This window comes from Pedobacter cryoconitis (assembly GCF_014200605.1).
Classification (GTDB): Bacteria; Bacteroidota; Bacteroidia; order Sphingobacteriales; family Sphingobacteriaceae; genus Pedobacter; species Pedobacter cryoconitis_B.
In genome coordinates, this window is sequence record NZ_JACHCE010000001.1 from 1403452 (window position 1) to 1422678 (window position 19227).

A 19227-nucleotide genomic window follows, 5' to 3' on the forward strand; every position below is an offset into this window, starting at 1 on the left:
TCATGAAGAATTACACAAAATATATAATAGCCGGGGTTCTGCTGATCAGTCTATCGGTCTCAGGCTGTAAAAAGAGCTTTTTAGATCAAACCCCCGAAGCCTCTTTGCCAGGCGTTAACTTTTACAAAACAGAAACGGATATTAAACAAGCCGTGAGCGGTGCCTATTCTTCCATCAGTGATATGGGCAGGGTAAACTACTGGCTGTTCGGCGAAATGAGATCCGACAATACTACTTTTCAATATAATCCGGCAGACCGCGGTTCTGAACAGCGCGAATTTATGGATCAGTTTCTGATTGGGGCAACCGCAGAACCTTTACAAGGTTACTGGCAGCAAAATTATACCGGTATTTTACGCTGCAATGAAATCCTGGCCAGAATCGGTGATGTACCGATGTCTGCCGGAATGAAAAATCAATATACAGGAGAAGCCCTGTTTTTGAGGTCCTTTCATTACTTTAACCTCGTCAGGCAGTTTGGGGGTGTACCTTTAAGATTGACCCCAAGCCAGTCACCAGCAGACTCACGTTCTAAAGGCAGGGCTTCAATTGAAGAAATATATACGCAAATCAGTGCAGACCTGAATACAGCAGGAACAGCATTACCTGTTAAATATACCAGTACTGAGGCTGGCAGGGCAACACAGGGCGCTGCATTTGCTTTACTGGCTAAAATATACATGACTCAAAAGAAATTCAGTGATGCGCTCACTGCATTGAGAAAAGTACAGCAGCTTGGTTATAACCTGATGCCTGTTTATAAAGATATTTTTCTTCCTGCCAATAAAAATAACAGTGAATCTGTTTTTGAGATTCAGTATCTTGGATCACAGCCGGGGCTGTCCAGTGATTTCCTTTATCAGTTTGCACCATGGAGTTCTGGCAGCATCATAACCGGAGATCCTGCAACTTCTCTGAATGGGAGCAGTGGCTGGAATATCCCTACACAAGATATGATTAACGCTTATGAAACCGGTGATTTAAGAAAAGATGCTTCCTTAGCAGAAGGCTTTACCGATCTGAGCGGGAAATTTGTAAGCATCCCTTACGTTAAAAAATATAACCATGGCATTATCGACAGAGGCCGTACCAATGATAACTTCCCTGTGATCAGGTATGCAGATGTACTGCTGATGATTGCAGAATGTCTGAACGAACAGGGTTTTGCAGCAGGTGGCGAACAATTTACTTTGCTGAACCAAATTCGTACAAGGGCAGGATTGCCGGCTAAAACTGCAGCAAACCCTATTGCAGCCTTAAGCGTAGATAATCAGCAGGCTTTCAGGGACGCAATTTTACAAGAAAGACGTGTAGAGCTGGCTTTTGAAAATCACCGCTGGTATGATCTGGTACGTTCAGGTAAAGCAGTAGAAGTAATGACTGCACATGGACTATATGAAATTGCACACCGGACAAATATCCCATCGGGTTCTTACCTGCTCAATGCTAATAAACTATTGTTGCCTATCCCTCAAAGAGAGGTGAATCTGGATAATCTAACTCAAAACCCTCAATAATTTGATTATGAGAAATTACTATTTAGGAATTGTACTTAGTTGTACGATCATGAATTTACCGGCCGCTGGCCAAACTTTAAGCGTGACCGGTTTAAGAACAGAATATCAGAAAAACCCAATGGGAATAGATGCGGCTGCGCCACGTTTAAGCTGGAAAATCAATTCTTCGGAGCGTAATGTCATGCAGCGTGCCTATCAGATCAGGGTCGGTACTGATTCGGCTGCCTTATTAACAGGCAAGTCTGTGGTGTGGGATAGTGGAACACAGCAAAGTGATGCTTCTGTCTTTTTGCGTTATGCAGGCTCGGCGCTTCAATCTAATACCCGCTATTACTGGCAGGTAAAAGTGAAAGATAATCAGGATCATGAGTCTGCATGGAGTGCTGTTAATTCCTGGCATACCGGTTTGTTTAATCCAGCCGAATGGTCAGCGCAATGGATTACCAGTTCAATGGCAGATACCTTAGTAGGGCCAAGCCCTATATTCAGAAAAGTATTCTCTACTGAAGGCAGGGTAAAATCGGCCATGCTGTATATTACCGCGCATGGCTTATATGAAGCACAATTAAATGGAAAACGTGTGGGGCAGGATCATCTGGCACCAGGCTGGACAAGCTATGAAAAGCGTCTGCTTTACCAGAGTTATGACGTAACTGGCTTACTGAAAAATGGACAGAATGCTATTGGATTTACTTTAGGGGATGGCTGGTATCGCGGTTATCTGGCTTTTGAAGGTAAACGCGGCTTTTATGGCAAACATTTGAGTGGCCTGGTACAGTTAGTCGTTGAATATACAGACGGTACAAAGAAAGTGATCAATAGTGATCAAAGCTGGAAATATAGTACAGGGCCTGTACGTTTCTCAGATCTTTATAATGGAGAAGTCTATGATGCCAAATATGAAAAACCAGGCTGGTCGACAGTGAATTATAAGGATGCAGACTGGAAAAATGTACAGGTTATCCCGGCAGGAAAAGAAGCTTTGGAAAGCAGTATCAGCCCGCTGGCACGTAAACATGAAGAGTTTAGTGTGGTTAAATTAATTAAAACACCAAAGGGGGAGACTGTGCTTGATTTTGGCCAGAATGTAGTTGGCTGGGTATCTTTTAAACTGAGTGGTAAAGCAGGGACTTATATTCAGCTGGAGCATGGCGAAGTACTTGATAAAGCAGGAAATTTTTATGATGCCAATCTCAGAAAAGCGAAACAGCATGTCAAATACATCTTTAAAGGCAGCGGACTGGAAAGTTATGAACCGCATTTTACTTACCAGGGATTCCGTTATGTGAAGTTAACAGGGAATATAGCTAAAATTGACCCTTCATCTTTTAAAGCCATTGCTGTGTATTCAGATATGGACCCTACGGGTACCTTTAAAACTTCAAATCCTTTGTTAAATCAGTTACAGCATAACATACAATGGGGGCAGAAAGGTAATTTTATGGATGTGCCAACAGATTGTCCTCAGCGTGACGAACGTTTAGGCTGGACAGGAGATGCACAGGTATTTTTCCGTACTGCAGCTTTCAATATGGACGTAGCCGGATTTTTTACCAAATGGATGAAAGATGTAGCTTCCGATCAATTGGCTAATGGAAGTGTACCTTTTGTTGTCCCTAATGTGTTGGGTGAAGGTGCGGCCGGTTCAACAGGCTGGGGGGACGTGGCTACGATAATCCCGTGGAATATGTATGTCGCTTATGGCGATCAGCAAATACTGGCTACGCAGTATCCAAGCATGAAAAGCTGGGTTGATTTTATGACCGGTAAAAGTAAAAATGATTTGTGGAACACAGGTTTCCATTTTGGTGACTGGTTGTTTTATCATCCCGAAGATGATAACGATGGCCGTGCAGCAATTACTGATAAATACCTGATTGCGCAAGCTTTTTACGCACATTCTACCCAGCTGCTGATTAATTCGGCCAAAGTTTTGGGCAAAAAAGCAGATGAAGAAAAATATACTGAATTGCTGGACCGCATAAAAAAAGCGTTTCTTAAAGAATATATCACACCAAACGGCAGAATGGTATCGGGCTCTCAAACTGCCTATGTATTAGCCTTGAATTTTGATATGCTTCCTGAAAATTTAAGACAGCAGGCCGTAGATTTCCTGGTGACCAATATAGAAAGTTATGGTAATCACCTGACCACAGGGTTTTTAGGTACTCCGTATTTATGCCATGTGCTGACCCGCTTTGGCCGTACAGATGTAGCTTATAAATTGTTATTGCAAGAGACTTATCCTTCGTGGTTATATCCGGTAAAAATGGGCGCAACTACAATCTGGGAACGCTGGGATGGGATCAAACCTGATGGCAGCTTTCAGACTACAGGTATGAATTCATTTAACCACTATGCTTATGGTGCAATTGGTGATTGGATGTACAGAGTGATGGCAGGGTTGGATACCGATGAGTCGGCACCAGGCTACAAGAAAATCATCATTTCTCCGCAACCAGGAGGGAAGATTACCCATGCTGCTGCACAGCTTGAAACTTTATACGGCTTAACTGTAAGTGACTGGAAAATAGAAAATGGAGTTTTTAAATTGAAGGTGGTTATTCCTCCAAACACCACTGCAAAGATTAAGTTACCAGGAGCTGCCGGAACTATGGTCACTGAAAGCGGAACTGCATTAAAGAATATTAAAGCACTGGGCAAGATCTCCAATCAGGGTAATGATATTGAATTTAATGCTGGTTCGGGAACCTATCAATTTGAGTATGCAATAAAATTATAGGTTTTAAATCCTTGAACTAATCAGGTTAGTGTTTTATTTTAGCTAAAAGCGTTTATATTTATTGATTACAAATGATGAAGACATCCGATTTTTTTAAGTTTATACATATTGACGAATACTCTGCAACACCTAAGTATTTACAGCTCAGTGATTCTATTGTTGAAGCTATAGAAGATGGGAAGTTAAACAGGAATGATATCCTGCCTTCCATTAATGAGCTGAGCTGTGAACTGGAAATATCGAGGGACACCGCAGAAAAAGGGTATAAATATCTGAAAAAACAAGGTGTAATCTTATCTGTACCCGGTAAAGGCTTTTATATTAATAATACAGAATTCAAGAAAAAGATAAAAATCTTTCTGCTCTTTAATAAACTGTCTTTTCATAAAAAGATTATCTATGATGCCTTTGTAGCTGCTTTGGGTGAAGATGCATTGATTGATTTTTATATTTATAACAATGACTTTTCGATATTCAAAAAGCTGATCCTGAATAAAAGAACGGAGTATTCTCATTATGTGATTATCCCGCATTTTGTAGAAGGAGGGGAAGAGGCTTACAAAATTATCAATACTATCCCCGCCGAAAAACTAATTCTGCTTGATAAAAAAGTACCGGGTGTGACAGGTAATTATTCTGCAGTTTATGAGAACTTTGAGAAAGATATCTACAGGGCGCTGGTTCAGGCCAGGGAACAGCTGGAAAAGTATCATACGATCAAGCTGGTTTTTCCTCAGAAGAGTTATTTTCCGGGTGAAATCAAAGAGGGGTTCAAAAGGTTCTGTCAGCAGTATGCCTTTAATTATTTTGTGGTGAGTAATGTAGCCAATGAGAATATTCAGGCCGGTGAGGTTTATATCAATCTGATGGAAGATGATCTGGTAGTTTTGATTGAAAAGATCTTCTCTCTGGATCTGAAAATCGGGAAAGATGTAGGTGTAATCTCTTACAATGAAACCCCACTTAAAAAGATTCTGCTAAATGGGATTACTACCATATCAACTGATTTTAAGATGATGGGTACACTTGCAGCAGAAATCATTAAAAGTCAGAACAGACAGGATCAGGAGGCGCCGTTTTATCTGACGCTGAGGCCTTCGATATAAGGTACATAACCTATAGCCGGATTTTTTTACAGGATAAATTATACATCAAAAGGGGGCTTGATTGCCCCCTTTTTACTATTTAACAACCGTGAATAGTCCTATCATTACGGCGAACCCGCTATTTCAAGGGGTTTAAAAAGCAGGTTTCTTTGCATCGTTAAAAAACAAGATGCATGGAAACAGGTTTCAGGAAATGGATTATAGTCGCTACAATCATCACTTCAACTATTATTGAACTGATTGATACGACTATCGTTAACGTATCCATCAATACGATGAGCGGTAATTTAGGTGCTTCTTTAGAAGATACCGCGTGGGTGATTACGTCCTATGCGATTGCGAACGTGATCATTATCCCCATGACCAGCTTTTTAGCAGAGAAGATTGGCAGGAAGCAATATTACATCGGGTCTATTATCTTGTTTACGCTGGCATCGGCTATGTGCGGGTTCTCCAATAATTTATGGGAACTGGTCGCATTCCGCTTCTTCCAGGGAATTGGCGGCGGTGCATTGCTCTCTACTTCGCAATCAATCTTGTTTGAAACTTTCCCTGCTAAAGAACGTGCAACAGCAAGCGGGATATTCAGTCTGGGTATTATCATCGGCCCATCTATCGGGCCGGTACTGGGTGGTTTTATCGTAGATAACCTATCCTGGCAATGGATCTTTTATGTAAATATCCCTATCGGAATTTTAGCGGCCCTGCTGTCTTATATCTATCTTAAGCCAACTAAAAAGTCGGATGATGGGCGAAGTATCGACTGGCCCGGCATTTTTCTGCTGGCGGTAGGTGTAGGCGCATTGCAGGTTGTACTGGAACGCGGTGAAACAGATGACTGGTTCTCGGCAACTTATATCATCGTGCTAACTATATTATCGGTTGTCTCCTTAGCTATTCTGGTCTGGTGGGAACTCAGAATACCTTTTCCGGTAATCAATTTACGGGTATTGAAGAGTACGACTTTATCCATCTCAGCTATTATGACATTTGTTTTGGGTTTCGGCCTTTTCAGTGCGGTATTTGTTTTTCCGCTTTATGCACAGCGCATCATTGGCTATTCAGCTTTCCAAACCGGAACCATGTTACTGCCGGGTACCCTGATGGCAGCTATTATCTCCCCGTTTTTGGGTAAAATGCTGCAAAGTGGCCTTCGTCCGCAATACCTGATCATTTTGGGTTTCGGCATGTCGGCAATATTCGGCTATATGATGTCGGGGTCGAACCTGGAAACTGGTGACGCTTACTTTTTTATCCCTTTAGTTTGCAGAGGGCTGGGGGCTGCCTTACTGATTGTTCCCTTAACAGCTCTTGCAGTATCAGAACTTAAACCCTCTGAGATTCCACAAGGTGCAGCTTTGAATAATATGATGCGGCAAATGGGCGGTTCATTCGGTATTGCTTTAATTAACACCTATATCGCACATCGCGAGGCCGCTAACCGCACTGCATTAATCACACATGTTACGGCTTCAGACCCGCACACTATGGCACGGCAGGAAATCTATATCCGCAATTTCATGGCACATGGTTCTACTTATCTGCGTGCGGTACAGCAATCTCTTGGTGCGCTTGAAAATACAGTGGTCAGGCAGAGTTTCCTGATGAGCTATATGGATGCATTTTTACTGTTAGCGATATTAAATGCCTGCTGTATACCACTGGTAATGATTACGATGAAGAAAAGGGCAAAAGTTAAAGCCGGAAAAATAGCCTTGCCCGATGCACATTAGTTAAAACAGAAATTTTTAAAAATGATCTTAAATAAAAAGAAATGATACCAACAGATGAAGTAAAAAAGCCAGGGGCAGTCTATATGAATGCACGTGTTTATGCTATTCAGGATACTACACCTCATTTAAGGCGGATTAGCCTGAAACATGAATTACTTAAAGAAATTGGCCCTTTGGCTCCGGGTGCCCACTTTAAGATCTTTATCCCGCCCGCTCATGATGCACAAGTTACTTTGCCAGACTTGTTAAGTGGAAGACCAGTCTGGCCGGCCGGGAAGGATAAACCTTTTATTCGTACCTATACTGTAAGAAATTTAGACCGGGTAACCGGAATCCTGGATGTAGAGTTTGTTCTTCATGGAGATAGCGGACCTGCATCTGCCTGGGCAGAGCGTGTTGCAATCGGTAATCACGTAGGGATAGGCCTGAAAAAGACAGGAAAGGTACATGTACAGGCCGACTGGTATTTACTTGCTGGCGATGAAACAGCCACGCCTGCTATCACTGCTATGCTGGAAGCATTACCGGCAACAACAACAGGAATTGCGCTATTAGAAGCCGGGAGCGATGCAGATATTTTTCCAATAAAAACTGATAGTGCTATCGAAATACGCTGGTTAATCAGGAATGGGAAACTACCTGAACAATCGGATCTGATTATTGATGCGGTAAAAAACATAGTCCTGCCAGATGCGCTGTTAAATACCAGGTTGGTTTGGGTTGCGGGAGAGGAAAATATGGTAAAGGCCATGCGGAAATATGCATCAGAACAGCTTGGGTTAGACCGTGAGGAGCTGCGGGCTACAGTTTACTGGAAGGCCGGACTGAGCGAAGATGATGATCAATAAATTAACGGTAAATGATTAATTTTGAATAATGAAGAATATCCCTCTGCATATATTACAGGATAGAACGAGCTCTGGTTTACAGATCAAAAGGTTTAATAATCATGATAGTTATTTACATGAAGAGGGGCCTGAAGGCGCACACCGTGACGATCATTATGTTTTCTTCTTACTGGAGAAAGGTGAAGGCAATCTGATGATCGATTTCAATGAAATCCGATTATTGGGGGGTATGCTTTATTACGTCCTTCCAACACAGATACACCACAAAATCCACAATTTGGGTGTAGATGGCTGGTTCATTGCCGTTGATGTTTCCCTGATCCCCCAGGATTACAGAAATGTATTTGAGAATGGGTTATTACTTCAGCGGCCATATGAACTGAGTGAGTTACAACTTCAGCAATGTAATTCACTGATGATGCTGCTCTATGAAAAATACAAAGAGACTGATGACAGCCCGTTTTACGTACCTGTTATTCATGCTTTACTGAAATCATTTTTAGCCATTGCTGCCGGTTACTATAATGAACACTCCGGGCTTAATTTAAAAGTATCAAGAAGGGCCGAACTTGCTGGTCAGTTCAAAAATCTGCTGACCACAGAATTGCGGTCTATTAAAAGGCCTATAGACTATGCAGCGAGGCTAAATGTGTCAGAGTCCTATCTGAACGAAGTGCTCAGGAAAACCACAGGTTATCCGGTAAGCTATTGGATACATCAGGAAGTGATGACCGAAGCCAAACGTCTGTTATATTATAGCCAGCTTACCGTTAAGGAGATTGCGCATAACCTGGGCTATGCTGATCATTCTTATTTTTCACGTTTGTTTCGTAAACTGACTGGTACTTCTGCAATTGCCTTTCGTAGTAAATACCGGAAATAGTCCTATAGTTACGCCGATGTATCTATTTCATTTGCTTTGAAAAGCTTGTTTCTTTGTATGAATCAAAAATATGATACATGGAAACGTCTATTTTACAACAAGTCAAAAAGAAAGCCGGAAGGTTCATTGAACTCCAGTTACTCAAAACTGGACGGGTGCTTGACGTACGTGTCTGGGAATCATCAGACATGATTGAGATTGACCTGCATTTGCCATTTGCTAATGTAGAACAATGGATCGAAGTGCCTTATATCAGGTTCTGGGTTGATAACCTTTGTTTCAGGGATTATACACCATTTGGCTGGGATGCGGAAACAAATACCTGTTCTATTCTTATCGATACAGTACATGAAGGGGCCGGTAGCCGCTGGGCTAAACAACTTGAAACCGGAGATTATATTCAATATCTGAAAATAGAGAGTACACATCACTCACCTGATCCTACCAATTTTATCGTAGCCCTGGGTGATGCCAGTAGTTTGGGATATGTACTGGCTATGCAGCAGCTTACACTGCCTGGCAGCCGTTTTGACGGTGCAGTGTTGTTGGAAAATCAGCATACAGGACAATTGTTTAAAGAATATTTTTCTTCGCCTGTAAATGCGCTGGCTAATTTTGATGAAATGGCTTTTTGGCTGAAAGAACAGGGCTATTGCAATAGGCATACCTGGTTTTATCTGGCAGGAAATGAAGAGCTGGTTGCCGGGTTGTACAGGTTGTTAAAAAGTATGGGTTTAATGAATGTGCGGGTAAAAGGGTTTTAAGGATCAGTTTTTTGAATTCTTATGTTTTAAATTAACTTTAAGTATAAAAAAGAGATGATGAACCTTGAAGCAATTGAAGAATTTAAACGGCTTTTCAGAGCTGAGACTGGTTTGGATGCAGAAGAAAATGCAGCAGATTTTGCAGGCTGGTTGTTTTTGAAAAGACAGACCGCAATCATAGAAATTATTAAAGACCTGAATGATAGGAATCAGAATCAACCTGCTACGGTGAAATTGTTAAAAAGCGTGATGAACAGGCTTTTGCTGGGTTAAGTCTTTTATTCTTATTCAGTTTTAACAGTGTTTGGAGAGGCTGAAAAAAACAGGATAATGTTATTTGATCTGGTATAACGTGACCCTGTTAAGGTGGCCAGGGTTTTTAACATCTGGTCCAGAGGTGTTTTATTGAATGATGTGGTTACTTTAATGTTTGCAAGTGCCGGGTCTTCGAGTTCTATGTCGAGTTTATAGGTCCTTTCTAAAGTGGATGCGATTTCTTTAAGTGTGGCATTGCAGAAGACCATTCTATAGCTTCTCCAGTCGGAAATTTCTTCTGCATTGATCCCGGTTTTAATTGTTTTTCCTGTTTTGGTGTCTATCTGGAGCTGTTGGTTTGGTAAAAGGGAACCGGTTATTGCAGGGCGGTTATTTTCTTTGAATACTATATCTGCTTTTCCTGTTTTTACGGTTATAGCAATGTGATTTTCTTTAGGAAAGGCTTTGACATTGAATGATGTACCAGAAGCGGTTGTACTTACTTTTCCTGTCTGGATGATGAAAGGTTGTGCGGCTGCATGTCTGATTTCAAAAAAGGCTTCTCCTTCCAGCTGGACAATTCTTTTATTTTTTGCAAAGTGTATAGGGTATTTGAGTTTACTGCCGGCGTTAAGGTAGACAATAGAACTGTCTGGCAGAATGAAACTGGTTTGCTGACCATAGGGAATAGTAATTTCGGCAAAATGGTTTGCCGGATTGGCCCTGTAGTTTCTGTAGTGATTAATTCCAAGGCCAATTATGAGTAGTAGCAAAGCTGCCATAGCTAACCTGACGAATGGAAATTTGCGTTTAACAGGTTGTTTGTGCTGCCTGATATGTGCCGCTATTCTATTCCAGTTGTTGTCCTGGTTTTTTGGATCTCTGTAATAGAGTTTTGCAGCATCCAGGATTAAGATAACTTCTCTGAACTCTGTTTCATGTAGAGAGTCACTTGCTACCCACTCTTGCAGGATCGTCAGGTCTCTGTCGGTAATCGTTTGATGATAGTATTCAGTAATCAGTTGATAGTATAGTTCTTCCATGGTTTTCTTATCTGCAAGACAAGATTAACGGGGTTGTTTACGTAGCGGAAAAGGTTAAGGTTATATTAATGTTTTGTTAACTAGATCTTCTTTCCAGAAGTGAACAGCAGTGTGCGTAGTGATTTTATAGCCTGGTAAAGGGTAGTTTCTACCGTACGGACGGTAATGCCAAGGAGGGGGGCGATATTGGTTTTTTCGATCTGTTCAATACGGCTCATTAAGAGGACTTCTCTTTGTCTTTCCGGAAGCAGATTGATTAGAGAAAGGATACGTTGCTGAGATTCTTTGTTGGTCAGAATTTCAAAAGGGGTAAGGTGTTCTGATGGACGTGTCTGGAGGTTTTCGAAGGTGTCGAGCTTGGGTTTATGCTTTTTTAGATGGTTTAAGGACAGGTTTTTAGCAGATTGGAACAGGTAAGGTTTGAGTAAACGGATTTCGAGTTGTTTGCGGTTGTCCCAGAGTTTGATGAACAGATCTGCGATCAGGACTTCACTGGTAGTGATGTCTTTGGTGAATATGGTGGAGAAATGGGCAAGGGGGGTATAGTAGCGGGTGAAAATAGTTTGTAGGGATAAGGTATCGTCCTGATGGAGTAAGGCGAGTAGTTCTTCGTCTGAAAAAACGTTGTAGTTATTGGTTTTCATCGCGAGGCAAAGGTACGGGTCTAGTGTTAGGGGATTGTTAAGTTTGAGGGGGGGCTGATTTGTGATTAATAACTTTCATATTGTATTTGATAGTTATTAATAATTTAAGTTAAAAAGATAGATAATAAATTAAGATATGTAATTTGGGTGGCAATCACCGTAAATATTTACATTTCATCCTGATCATATAATTATGAAAACGGCACTCCTATTCATTTATACTTTTCTCAGTTTAAACTTAACCATGGCTCTTCCTTCGCATCAGAAAGCGACAGGAGAATCAGTATATATCTGTATCAGCAGGGGAGCGAAAAAATATCATAGTCATAAATGTCATGGGTTGCTGAGATGTACGCATGAGATCAAAGCAGTAACCAGAGCAGAAGCTTTGAAGAGAAAATATACAGCTTGTAAAATCTGTTATTAGCTATTTATATTTAACATTTATACATTTTTCTTATAGAAGATAACGACTATAATTTAGTCTCTTATTTGATATATTATACTTGTTCATCTACCATTGAGGGCCACCTCATCATTCCACTATCAATAGGTATAATACAGGATAATGAAATTTCCGGGTTTTACGGTTAACCGTAATTAATAGTACTGTTTAATTGACAATTTGCGCTATAATTATTAGCAACATAAACACACTATTATGGCAAATTTTAAAGTTATCTGCATCATTAAACCCATTGTACACAGCTTTCATTACCGTATCACACATATTGGATATAATGACACTAGTCAGGAAAAAACAATCAATAAGCAATATTTGAAATTGATTTCTTTTAATAACTCATACAATCATTTTTAACTGATGAAAAATAATTGTACAAGTTATATTCTGGTATTATTATCAGTTATTTTTTTTATCGGGTGCGTATCTTTCGATCTGCAGAAAAAAATCAAATCAGCTTCACTGGACCACGATGTTTCCAAATCTGAATTTCTTGATATACAAGCGGAACTTAAAGAACAAAAAGATTCCAAATACGATCGGTTTAAAAATTCCGAAGTCTTGTATGAATATATAAAGGAGTCGTTAAGAAAGCAGCATATCACTGCCGAAGTCTGGAACCCTAAACCTTTGGCCGCATTGAAACCATTTAATGTGAATGTTTATTTAGAAAATTCAGTTAGTATGGACGGATACGTGGAAGGGGTAACGGATTTCGAAAACACTATATATGATATGCTTGCCCGTTTTAAAATGAACAGATTGGGCAATAGTTTAAATCTAAGTTATATAAATAATAAAATACCTTTTACTTATAAAAATGCTGGATCTGAGGATATTGACAGTTTTATAAAGGATTTGAATCCCCTGACATTTGCGAAAAAGGGAGGTAATAGATCGAGCTCAGATTTAGCAGCAGTGATTAAAACTGTGCTGAATAAAACTGATGACCAGAATTTATCTATACTCATATCCGATTTCGTCTTCTCGCCCGGAAGTGGCACTAATGCTAATCTTTATTTGAGCAGACAAAAAACCAACATTACATTAAGTTTCAGAGAGAAATTAGAGAAGACAAATCTTTCAATGATTGTATATCGGATGGCATCTGATTTTACAGGTATGTACTTTGATTTGAATAACAAGCCTACCAGATATAATGGGAAACGGCCATATTATATCTGGATAATTGGTACAGAAAATCAATTGAGATCTGTATTAAGTCAGCAGGTTATTCATCAGTCCAATAAAAATTTCCTGGATAAAACTGGCTTTAAAAGCACTAAAAATCCTGAAAATATTCCATATAAAATCTTATTAAATGGTAGAACAGGTGATTTTAGTCCTGGTGTTCATAGTGATGAACTTATAAATGTAAAAGCATTGAATGGTCAATTTGGATTTTCATTAGCTTTAAATTTTAAGGATAATATCAGAGGTGATGACTACTTTCTTGATCCTGAAAATTTCAAAATAAATGATGGTTATCATATCATTTCAAGATTGCTTACTGAAAAGGAAAAAGAGAGCCCATCCTTAAAAGGGTTTACTCACCTGCTCAGTGTAAAAACTAATAAGTTTAATAATCAAAATATAGATATCATTATTCAGTCGAAATTACCCTCCTGGGTTGATCGTTCGACATCATCAGACGATACCAATATCAAAGTCAATAAGGACGAGCAATTAAAAACTTTTGGCCTTAAATATCTAATTGAAGGGGTTTCTGATGCTTTTAAATTCTATCCTGATGAGCAGCAGAACGTAATTTCCAAAATCAGAATTAAAATTAAATAACATTATTATGAAAGAGTTTATTGCAATGATTTATGAGTGGTTTGGTTACGCAACCGACCTGGGTGATCATTTAAGAGGTATGGATACTACGTGTACTCCATCTTTAGGTCCTGATCTTTACTTTCAGGTATTTATAACAATGCTGGTCCTGAATTTAGTTCTATTCATTATGATGTACATTTTGATTGACAAGTTTACGACCAGGTTTAGCTATAAATCTTCGTGGTGGATTACAGCTATAATTGGGATGCTGATAAATTTTGGAATTGCATCTTCACTTCCCCGTACAATTAGCATGTGTGATCAGTTACATATTGGATCGAGCGATTTAATGCTCTATGGTATCGCGAATGCAGTATGGAGCCTTGTCTTTTTTGCGTTGCTAACTTCTTTTCCATTCCCAAGGAACTTTAGCACAAACTGCAGACTTACTACTTTTTGGAAACCCTAATTTAATTCTAGATGGCTAAATTATTTATATTCGGTATCGGTGGTACCGGTTCCCGGGTGATTAAATCACTGACAATGCTTTTGGCAAGCGGGATAAAATCATTTAATGATTTTGATATCATTCCAATCATTATTGACCCACATAAGGATAATGAAGATTTAAAGAGAACAGTTTCTATTTTAGATCATTATCAGAAAATAAAGGACAAAATAGGTACTAATAATGAATTCTTTGGTACTAAAATTACCACTCTGCAGTCTTTAGACAGTAAAAGAAGAATGGGAGGAACTTATTCTTTTACTTTGAAAGCAGTTTCCAATACAAAATTTAAGGATTATTTTTCTTACAGCTCTTTAAATGATGAAAATAAGAGCCTTGCTGAACTTTTATTTTCTGGAAAATCTATAGATACAAACAAAAAAGAAATAGATCTTCTGGATATTCCTATGGATATCGGATTTGTTGGGAACCCTAATATAGGCAGCGTGGTTTTGAATCAGTTTCGTGATTCAGATGAGTTCAAAGACTTTGCTAATAATTTCAGTGAAGGTGATAGAATATTTATAATAAGTTCAATTTTCGGCGGGACTGGTGCTGCTGGTTTCCCAATTGTTTTGAAAAACATTCGTAATGCAGTAAATAATAAAGAGCTTGCCAATGGTGGATACCTGCAAAATTCAGCGATAGGCGCACTAACTGTACTACCTTATTTCAATATTGAAACGGATAAAGATAGCCCTATAAAAAGAGGTGATTTTATCGAAAAAACGAAAGCAGCTTTAGGCTATTATCAAAACAACGTCAATCCGATACTCAATGCAATGTATTATGTTGGAGATGATTATAGTGGGAAACCTTATAAGAATGATGCTGGTCAGGGTGGACAGAAAAATGATGCCCATTTCATAGAAATTGCCGGTGCCTTAGCTATCATAGACTTCATGAATACAGATTCAGATAGTTTATTATGCGAAGGCGGGAAGCCACTTTTAAATATCTGTAAAGAGTATAGTATCAAAGAAGATGCTGCTTTATTGAATTTTAAACATCTTAATGATTACTCCAACACTATTCTGAGAAGGAATCTGGTTCAATTCACTCTTTTTAAGAAATATCTTGATAAGCAGTTTGAGCAATCTATTGGAAATAAGACATGGAGCACTGATACGCCGGCTATTGATCATAGTTTTAAAAATAATCAGTTTTTTAATTCTAACCTGAAATCTTTCCTGAAAGCGTATGAGGACTGGTTGACCGAGCTAAATCAAAATTCAAGAGGCTTCGCTCCATTTAATCTTAGTTCTGATATAAACACCACTGTAAATGGTTTTGAAATGAGCAAGAGCATGTTTGGTCTGGGGAAATTTGACTTCGATAAGTTTGATATGGAATTAAATAGAACGGTGAGAAATGAAGTTTACTCTTCTGCTGATCAGAAGCTTATTCAGCTTTTCTTTAAAGCTACAAGTGCTATTGTGTCCAATAGATATGGATTTTAGAAATTAAAAAAAATATGAGCAAAGTATTAGGATATACAAATAATGGAGGAGAAGATTGGTTTGTTTCTTCTAACTACGGAAATATTGAGATTCAGGGTATTTCTGACCCCGAAGGAGGACATACACTTGATGCGCCTACTTCTATTCCAAGTCCTTTCGCAAGGATGGACCTGGTAAGAAAGGCCTTTGAAAATATAGTGTCAGATCCATCCCTTAGTTTTTCTCAGCAAGGAAATAAGATATTAGTTAGTAAAGAAGATGAAAGATTAGTTTCTCAATGTTTTGATCTGGCTGAAATATTATTCTTTTATAATAACTATAAAGATAGTATAGAGATCATTGAATGGGAGAAATCAACTCAACTCAACAAGCTTAAATCGAGTGCAGAACCGGGACATAAAATGTTGGGTGAGGCTCTTGAGTTATATCTGCAGCAGGATGAAGCTACTTTCAATTTTAACAGGATGAAAAATATTTATATCATCAAATATAATCATCAGGTAATTGGCGGCACATCTCCATTAACCCTGTTTTTCCCTACTGCTAATGATATTTCAGGTTTTGGTTTAAAAAGTAATAAAGGAAAAACTTTTTTTAAAGATGTTGTACCCTTGTATGAAAGAGATGATGACTTTCAGAAGTACATCTACTTGCTTTTTGATATTGATGAAAAAAAAGGTTCTGATGGGCCCGAAATAAATCTGCTTGCATCCAATATGAAGGAATTGGTTGCATATCTGGACAAGAACCTGAAATTTTTAAAGGTAATCAACAAGAATGCGCTGTATGATGATCTGAATAGATTAAACAAATCAGACCTCAATAATAATTATATCGATCTTAACTCTAATAACGCCAGTCATACTGTTGAGGTTTTAGGTGTTCCGTTAAAAACGATTGATCCGGAAGTAGTTATAAATTCAATTAAGAAGAGTGATTTTGTTATTTTCTCTTCTAAAACCACCAATGAAAAGAAACCCCTGGTATTAGCACAGGGTGCTAATAATTCATTAATGTATGTTAACTCAATTTGGGATAGCAATACCAGGGTGCCTTATTTCAATCCAGAAACAAATCTTGATTTGAGAAAGTTGCCTGGACATGATATCATTTATCCTTATCTGACTGTAAGTGATTTCCTGGAGCCAGGTATTATAAGATTAGTTTACCCTATAAATAACGAAAAGTATTTTAATGGTAATCTGGTACTTAAGAATCCTGAAAGTACAAAAGGTTACTTGTTACCACTTAAACCATTGTTTTTTGAATATTTTGATGTTGAGGAATTAGTGAATGGAGGGATGGGTAAACCTGTTATATCTATTCAGGAAACTTCAATTGCATCCGCGGTCAGGGTATTGTTAAAAATACCAATTAACAATGGAAGAGCATATATTACATTTGAAAGAACATATCATAATGATAAAAATGTAGATCTCGCCACAAACAAAGGAATTATCAATGAACATCAATTTGGTGTTACGCTGTTCCCATTTATAAAATATGAAGATTCTACGACTCCATTTTATAAAATCCAATTAATAGACCGGGATGTTACCGGTGATTTTATTGATGCAGAATACAACTTGAAATTTTACAGCAATACTTCAAAAACAGCTCTGAATGTTGATAATGAATGTTTAAGAAGTAAAAAGCAAAAGGGAGAGGTCACTAAGATCACATCCAAAAGTTTTAGTGTGAATTCAACTTTTGACTATATCCAGGTTGATAATAAATTTTCTAAAGGTATAATTATTCCAAAGTGGTATCCATTCTCAAATGCCGGAGATTCATTCACTTTTGCTGTAGATTTTGGAACAACGAACAGCCATATTGAGTTTTCAAAGAATAACTCAGCACCCCGGCCATTTGAAATAACAGAAGCAGAAATTCAGGCTGTACCTCTTTTTAGTAATAAAACAGATCATAATTTCTCTGGATCAGCTGCAATAGACATTAGAACTGCTATCATAAAGGAATTCATTCCAGATACAATTGGAAAAAATACACCCTATAGCTTTCCCCATAGAACTGCTATTTCACAAAGTAAAACGCATGCTCCTTCAAATGGCGGTATTGTATTAAATGAATTTAATATCCCCTTTATATTCGAGAAGACAATTGATAATAACAATAATTTCTTTACCAATCTGAAATGGAATAGTAAGGAGCCTAATAATGAATCCCGTGTTACTGCATTCATAGAGCAAATATTATTTATGATTAGAAACAAGGTGATCATTAGCGGTGGAAATCTGGAAACCACGAAAATCATCTGGACATATCCTACAAGTATGTCTCCAGCCAGAAAAAGCCATTTTAAGTCTACCTGGGATAAATTATTTAAGAAATATATTAATACCCACGATGAACCTGTTGATGTAAGTGAGTCGGTAGCGCCATATTATTATTTCCTGGGTAATTCTATGTTAGAAGGACTTGGAAACGGTGTGAGTGTACTTATGGATATCGGTGGCGGAACCTCTGATGTTGTTGTTTATGAAAGCAATATTCCTAAACTCTTATCATCTTATAAATTTGCTGGTAATACCATTTTTGGTGATGGCTATAAAGATTTTGGGGATATTCAAAATAATCAGCTGGTTAACAGGTATAAAGAAGATTATACTGATTTGTTAAATGAACACAATAAGAATCTGTCTTCTATTGCCAATGATATTTATTCGCGTCAAAAGTCATCAGATTATAATGCGCTATTGTTTTCGCTTTCTGGTAATTATGAAATAAAACAGAAGGAATTGTTTGATTATAACAAGAAACTATCCTCAGATCAGGATTTGAAAATTATCTTTCTTTATTTCTATTCGGCCAAGATATATCACATGGCCCAATTAATGAAAGTTAATCAGGTTGAGCTGCCTATGAACATTATTTTTAGTGGAAATGGTTCAAAAATTATAAGCATAATCACTTCTGATAAAAATCTGATCAGTGACCTGACTAAAAATATATTTTCAAAGGTTTATGGTATAACATCATATCCTTCTTCGGGTCTTAAAATAAATCTTGAAAAAGAATTTCCAAAGGAAGTTACCTGTAAAGGTGCCTTGATGTATCAAAAATTGGGTAAACAGAATATAAATGTAGCTGATCTTAAGCGAACATTAACTTGTGTAGAAGATATTGGAATATTTAAATTAACGAATGGGCAGATAGATGATACTGTTCAGGACAAAGTCGTTGCTCAGGTTAAAGACTTCAACAAACTATTTATTGAGTTAAATAATTCATTGAATTTCGAAGATTACTTTGATATATCGCAAGCCTCATTTGCCAAATTTAAAGAGATTGCAGATCTGCATTTAAAGGCCTTTCTTAAAGCTGGTATTGCATTTAATAATAGAATGGATGGCGTTTCTACTGAAGCTGATGTCCCTATTTCAGAAACATTATTCTTTTATCCAATAGTGGAGACCATTCAACAACTAATCAATGAAATTGCTGTATTAAGAAGCTAAAA

General features: G+C 38.1%; 15 protein-coding genes. 13 read left to right on the forward strand and 2 right to left on the reverse strand.

What is annotated here, in order from left to right:
• Positions 1 to 2 precede the first annotated feature (2 nt).
• From HDE68_RS05740 to HDE68_RS05775, 8 genes are all read left to right on the forward strand, one after another.
• Positions 3 to 1517 carry a RagB/SusD family nutrient uptake outer membrane protein gene (locus HDE68_RS05740; protein WP_183879762.1) on the forward strand — a complete coding sequence of 505 codons (1515 nt, stop codon included), beginning with the start codon at positions 3 to 5 and terminating at the stop codon, positions 1515 to 1517.
• Positions 1518 to 1524: 7 nt separating this feature from the next.
• A complete protein-coding gene (locus HDE68_RS05745) occupies positions 1525 to 4260 on the forward strand; it encodes a glycoside hydrolase family 78 protein (RefSeq protein ID WP_221300672.1) in 2736 nt (911 codons plus the stop codon).
• Positions 4261 to 4334: 74 nt separating this feature from the next.
• The gene (locus HDE68_RS05750; protein ID WP_183879992.1) at positions 4335 to 5366 is read left to right on the forward strand and encodes a GntR family transcriptional regulator; all 1032 of its coding nucleotides are present in this window, start codon (positions 4335 to 4337) and stop codon (positions 5364 to 5366) included.
• A 173-nt stretch (positions 5367 to 5539) separates the two neighbouring features.
• Complete coding sequence (locus tag HDE68_RS05755; RefSeq protein ID WP_183879764.1) at positions 5540 to 7099, forward strand: MDR family MFS transporter; 1560 nt, start codon at positions 5540 to 5542, stop codon at positions 7097 to 7099.
• Between the two features lie 41 nt (positions 7100 to 7140).
• A complete protein-coding gene (locus tag HDE68_RS05760) occupies positions 7141 to 7947 on the forward strand; it encodes a siderophore-interacting protein (protein ID WP_183879766.1) in 807 nt (268 codons plus the stop codon).
• Between the two features lie 28 nt (positions 7948 to 7975).
• Positions 7976 to 8830 carry a helix-turn-helix domain-containing protein gene (locus tag HDE68_RS05765; RefSeq protein WP_183879768.1) on the forward strand — a complete coding sequence of 285 codons (855 nt, stop codon included), beginning with the start codon at positions 7976 to 7978 and terminating at the stop codon, positions 8828 to 8830.
• A gap of 77 nt (positions 8831 to 8907) precedes the next feature.
• Positions 8908 to 9594, forward strand: coding sequence for a hypothetical protein (locus tag HDE68_RS05770; RefSeq protein ID WP_183879770.1), 687 nt, complete (start codon positions 8908 to 8910; stop codon positions 9592 to 9594).
• A gap of 54 nt (positions 9595 to 9648) precedes the next feature.
• A complete protein-coding gene (locus HDE68_RS05775) occupies positions 9649 to 9867 on the forward strand; it encodes a hypothetical protein (RefSeq protein ID WP_183879772.1) in 219 nt (72 codons plus the stop codon).
• A gap of 11 nt (positions 9868 to 9878) precedes the next feature.
• Here the strand turns inward: HDE68_RS05775 and HDE68_RS05780 are convergent, their stop codons facing one another.
• Positions 9879 to 10892: a FecR family protein gene (locus HDE68_RS05780; protein WP_183879773.1), complete on the reverse strand. Its 1014-nt coding sequence runs from the start codon at positions 10890 to 10892 to the stop codon at positions 9879 to 9881.
• An 80-nt stretch (positions 10893 to 10972) separates the two neighbouring features.
• Entirely contained in the window at positions 10973 to 11536 is a 564-nt protein-coding gene (locus HDE68_RS05785) for an RNA polymerase sigma factor (protein WP_183879775.1), read from the reverse strand.
• 193 nt (positions 11537 to 11729) lie between these two features.
• Here HDE68_RS05785 and HDE68_RS05790 point away from each other — a divergent pair, with 193 nt between their 5' ends.
• The 5 genes from HDE68_RS05790 (at position 11730) to HDE68_RS05810 (ending at position 19225) form a co-directional block, all read left to right on the forward strand.
• Positions 11730 to 11963, forward strand: coding sequence for a hypothetical protein (locus HDE68_RS05790; protein ID WP_221300673.1), 234 nt, complete (start codon positions 11730 to 11732; stop codon positions 11961 to 11963).
• A 396-nt stretch (positions 11964 to 12359) separates the two neighbouring features.
• Positions 12360 to 13796 (forward strand): hypothetical protein, encoded by a 1437-nt coding sequence (locus tag HDE68_RS05795; RefSeq protein ID WP_183879777.1) that lies wholly within the window; start codon positions 12360 to 12362, stop codon positions 13794 to 13796.
• 7 nt (positions 13797 to 13803) lie between these two features.
• Positions 13804 to 14247, forward strand: coding sequence for a hypothetical protein (locus tag HDE68_RS05800; protein ID WP_183879779.1), 444 nt, complete (start codon positions 13804 to 13806; stop codon positions 14245 to 14247).
• An 11-nt stretch (positions 14248 to 14258) separates the two neighbouring features.
• Entirely contained in the window at positions 14259 to 15746 is a 1488-nt protein-coding gene (locus HDE68_RS05805; RefSeq protein WP_183879782.1) for a hypothetical protein, read from the forward strand.
• A gap of 14 nt (positions 15747 to 15760) precedes the next feature.
• Entirely contained in the window at positions 15761 to 19225 is a 3465-nt protein-coding gene (locus HDE68_RS05810; RefSeq protein ID WP_183879784.1) for a cell division protein FtsA, read from the forward strand.
• Positions 19226 to 19227 lie beyond the last annotated feature (2 nt).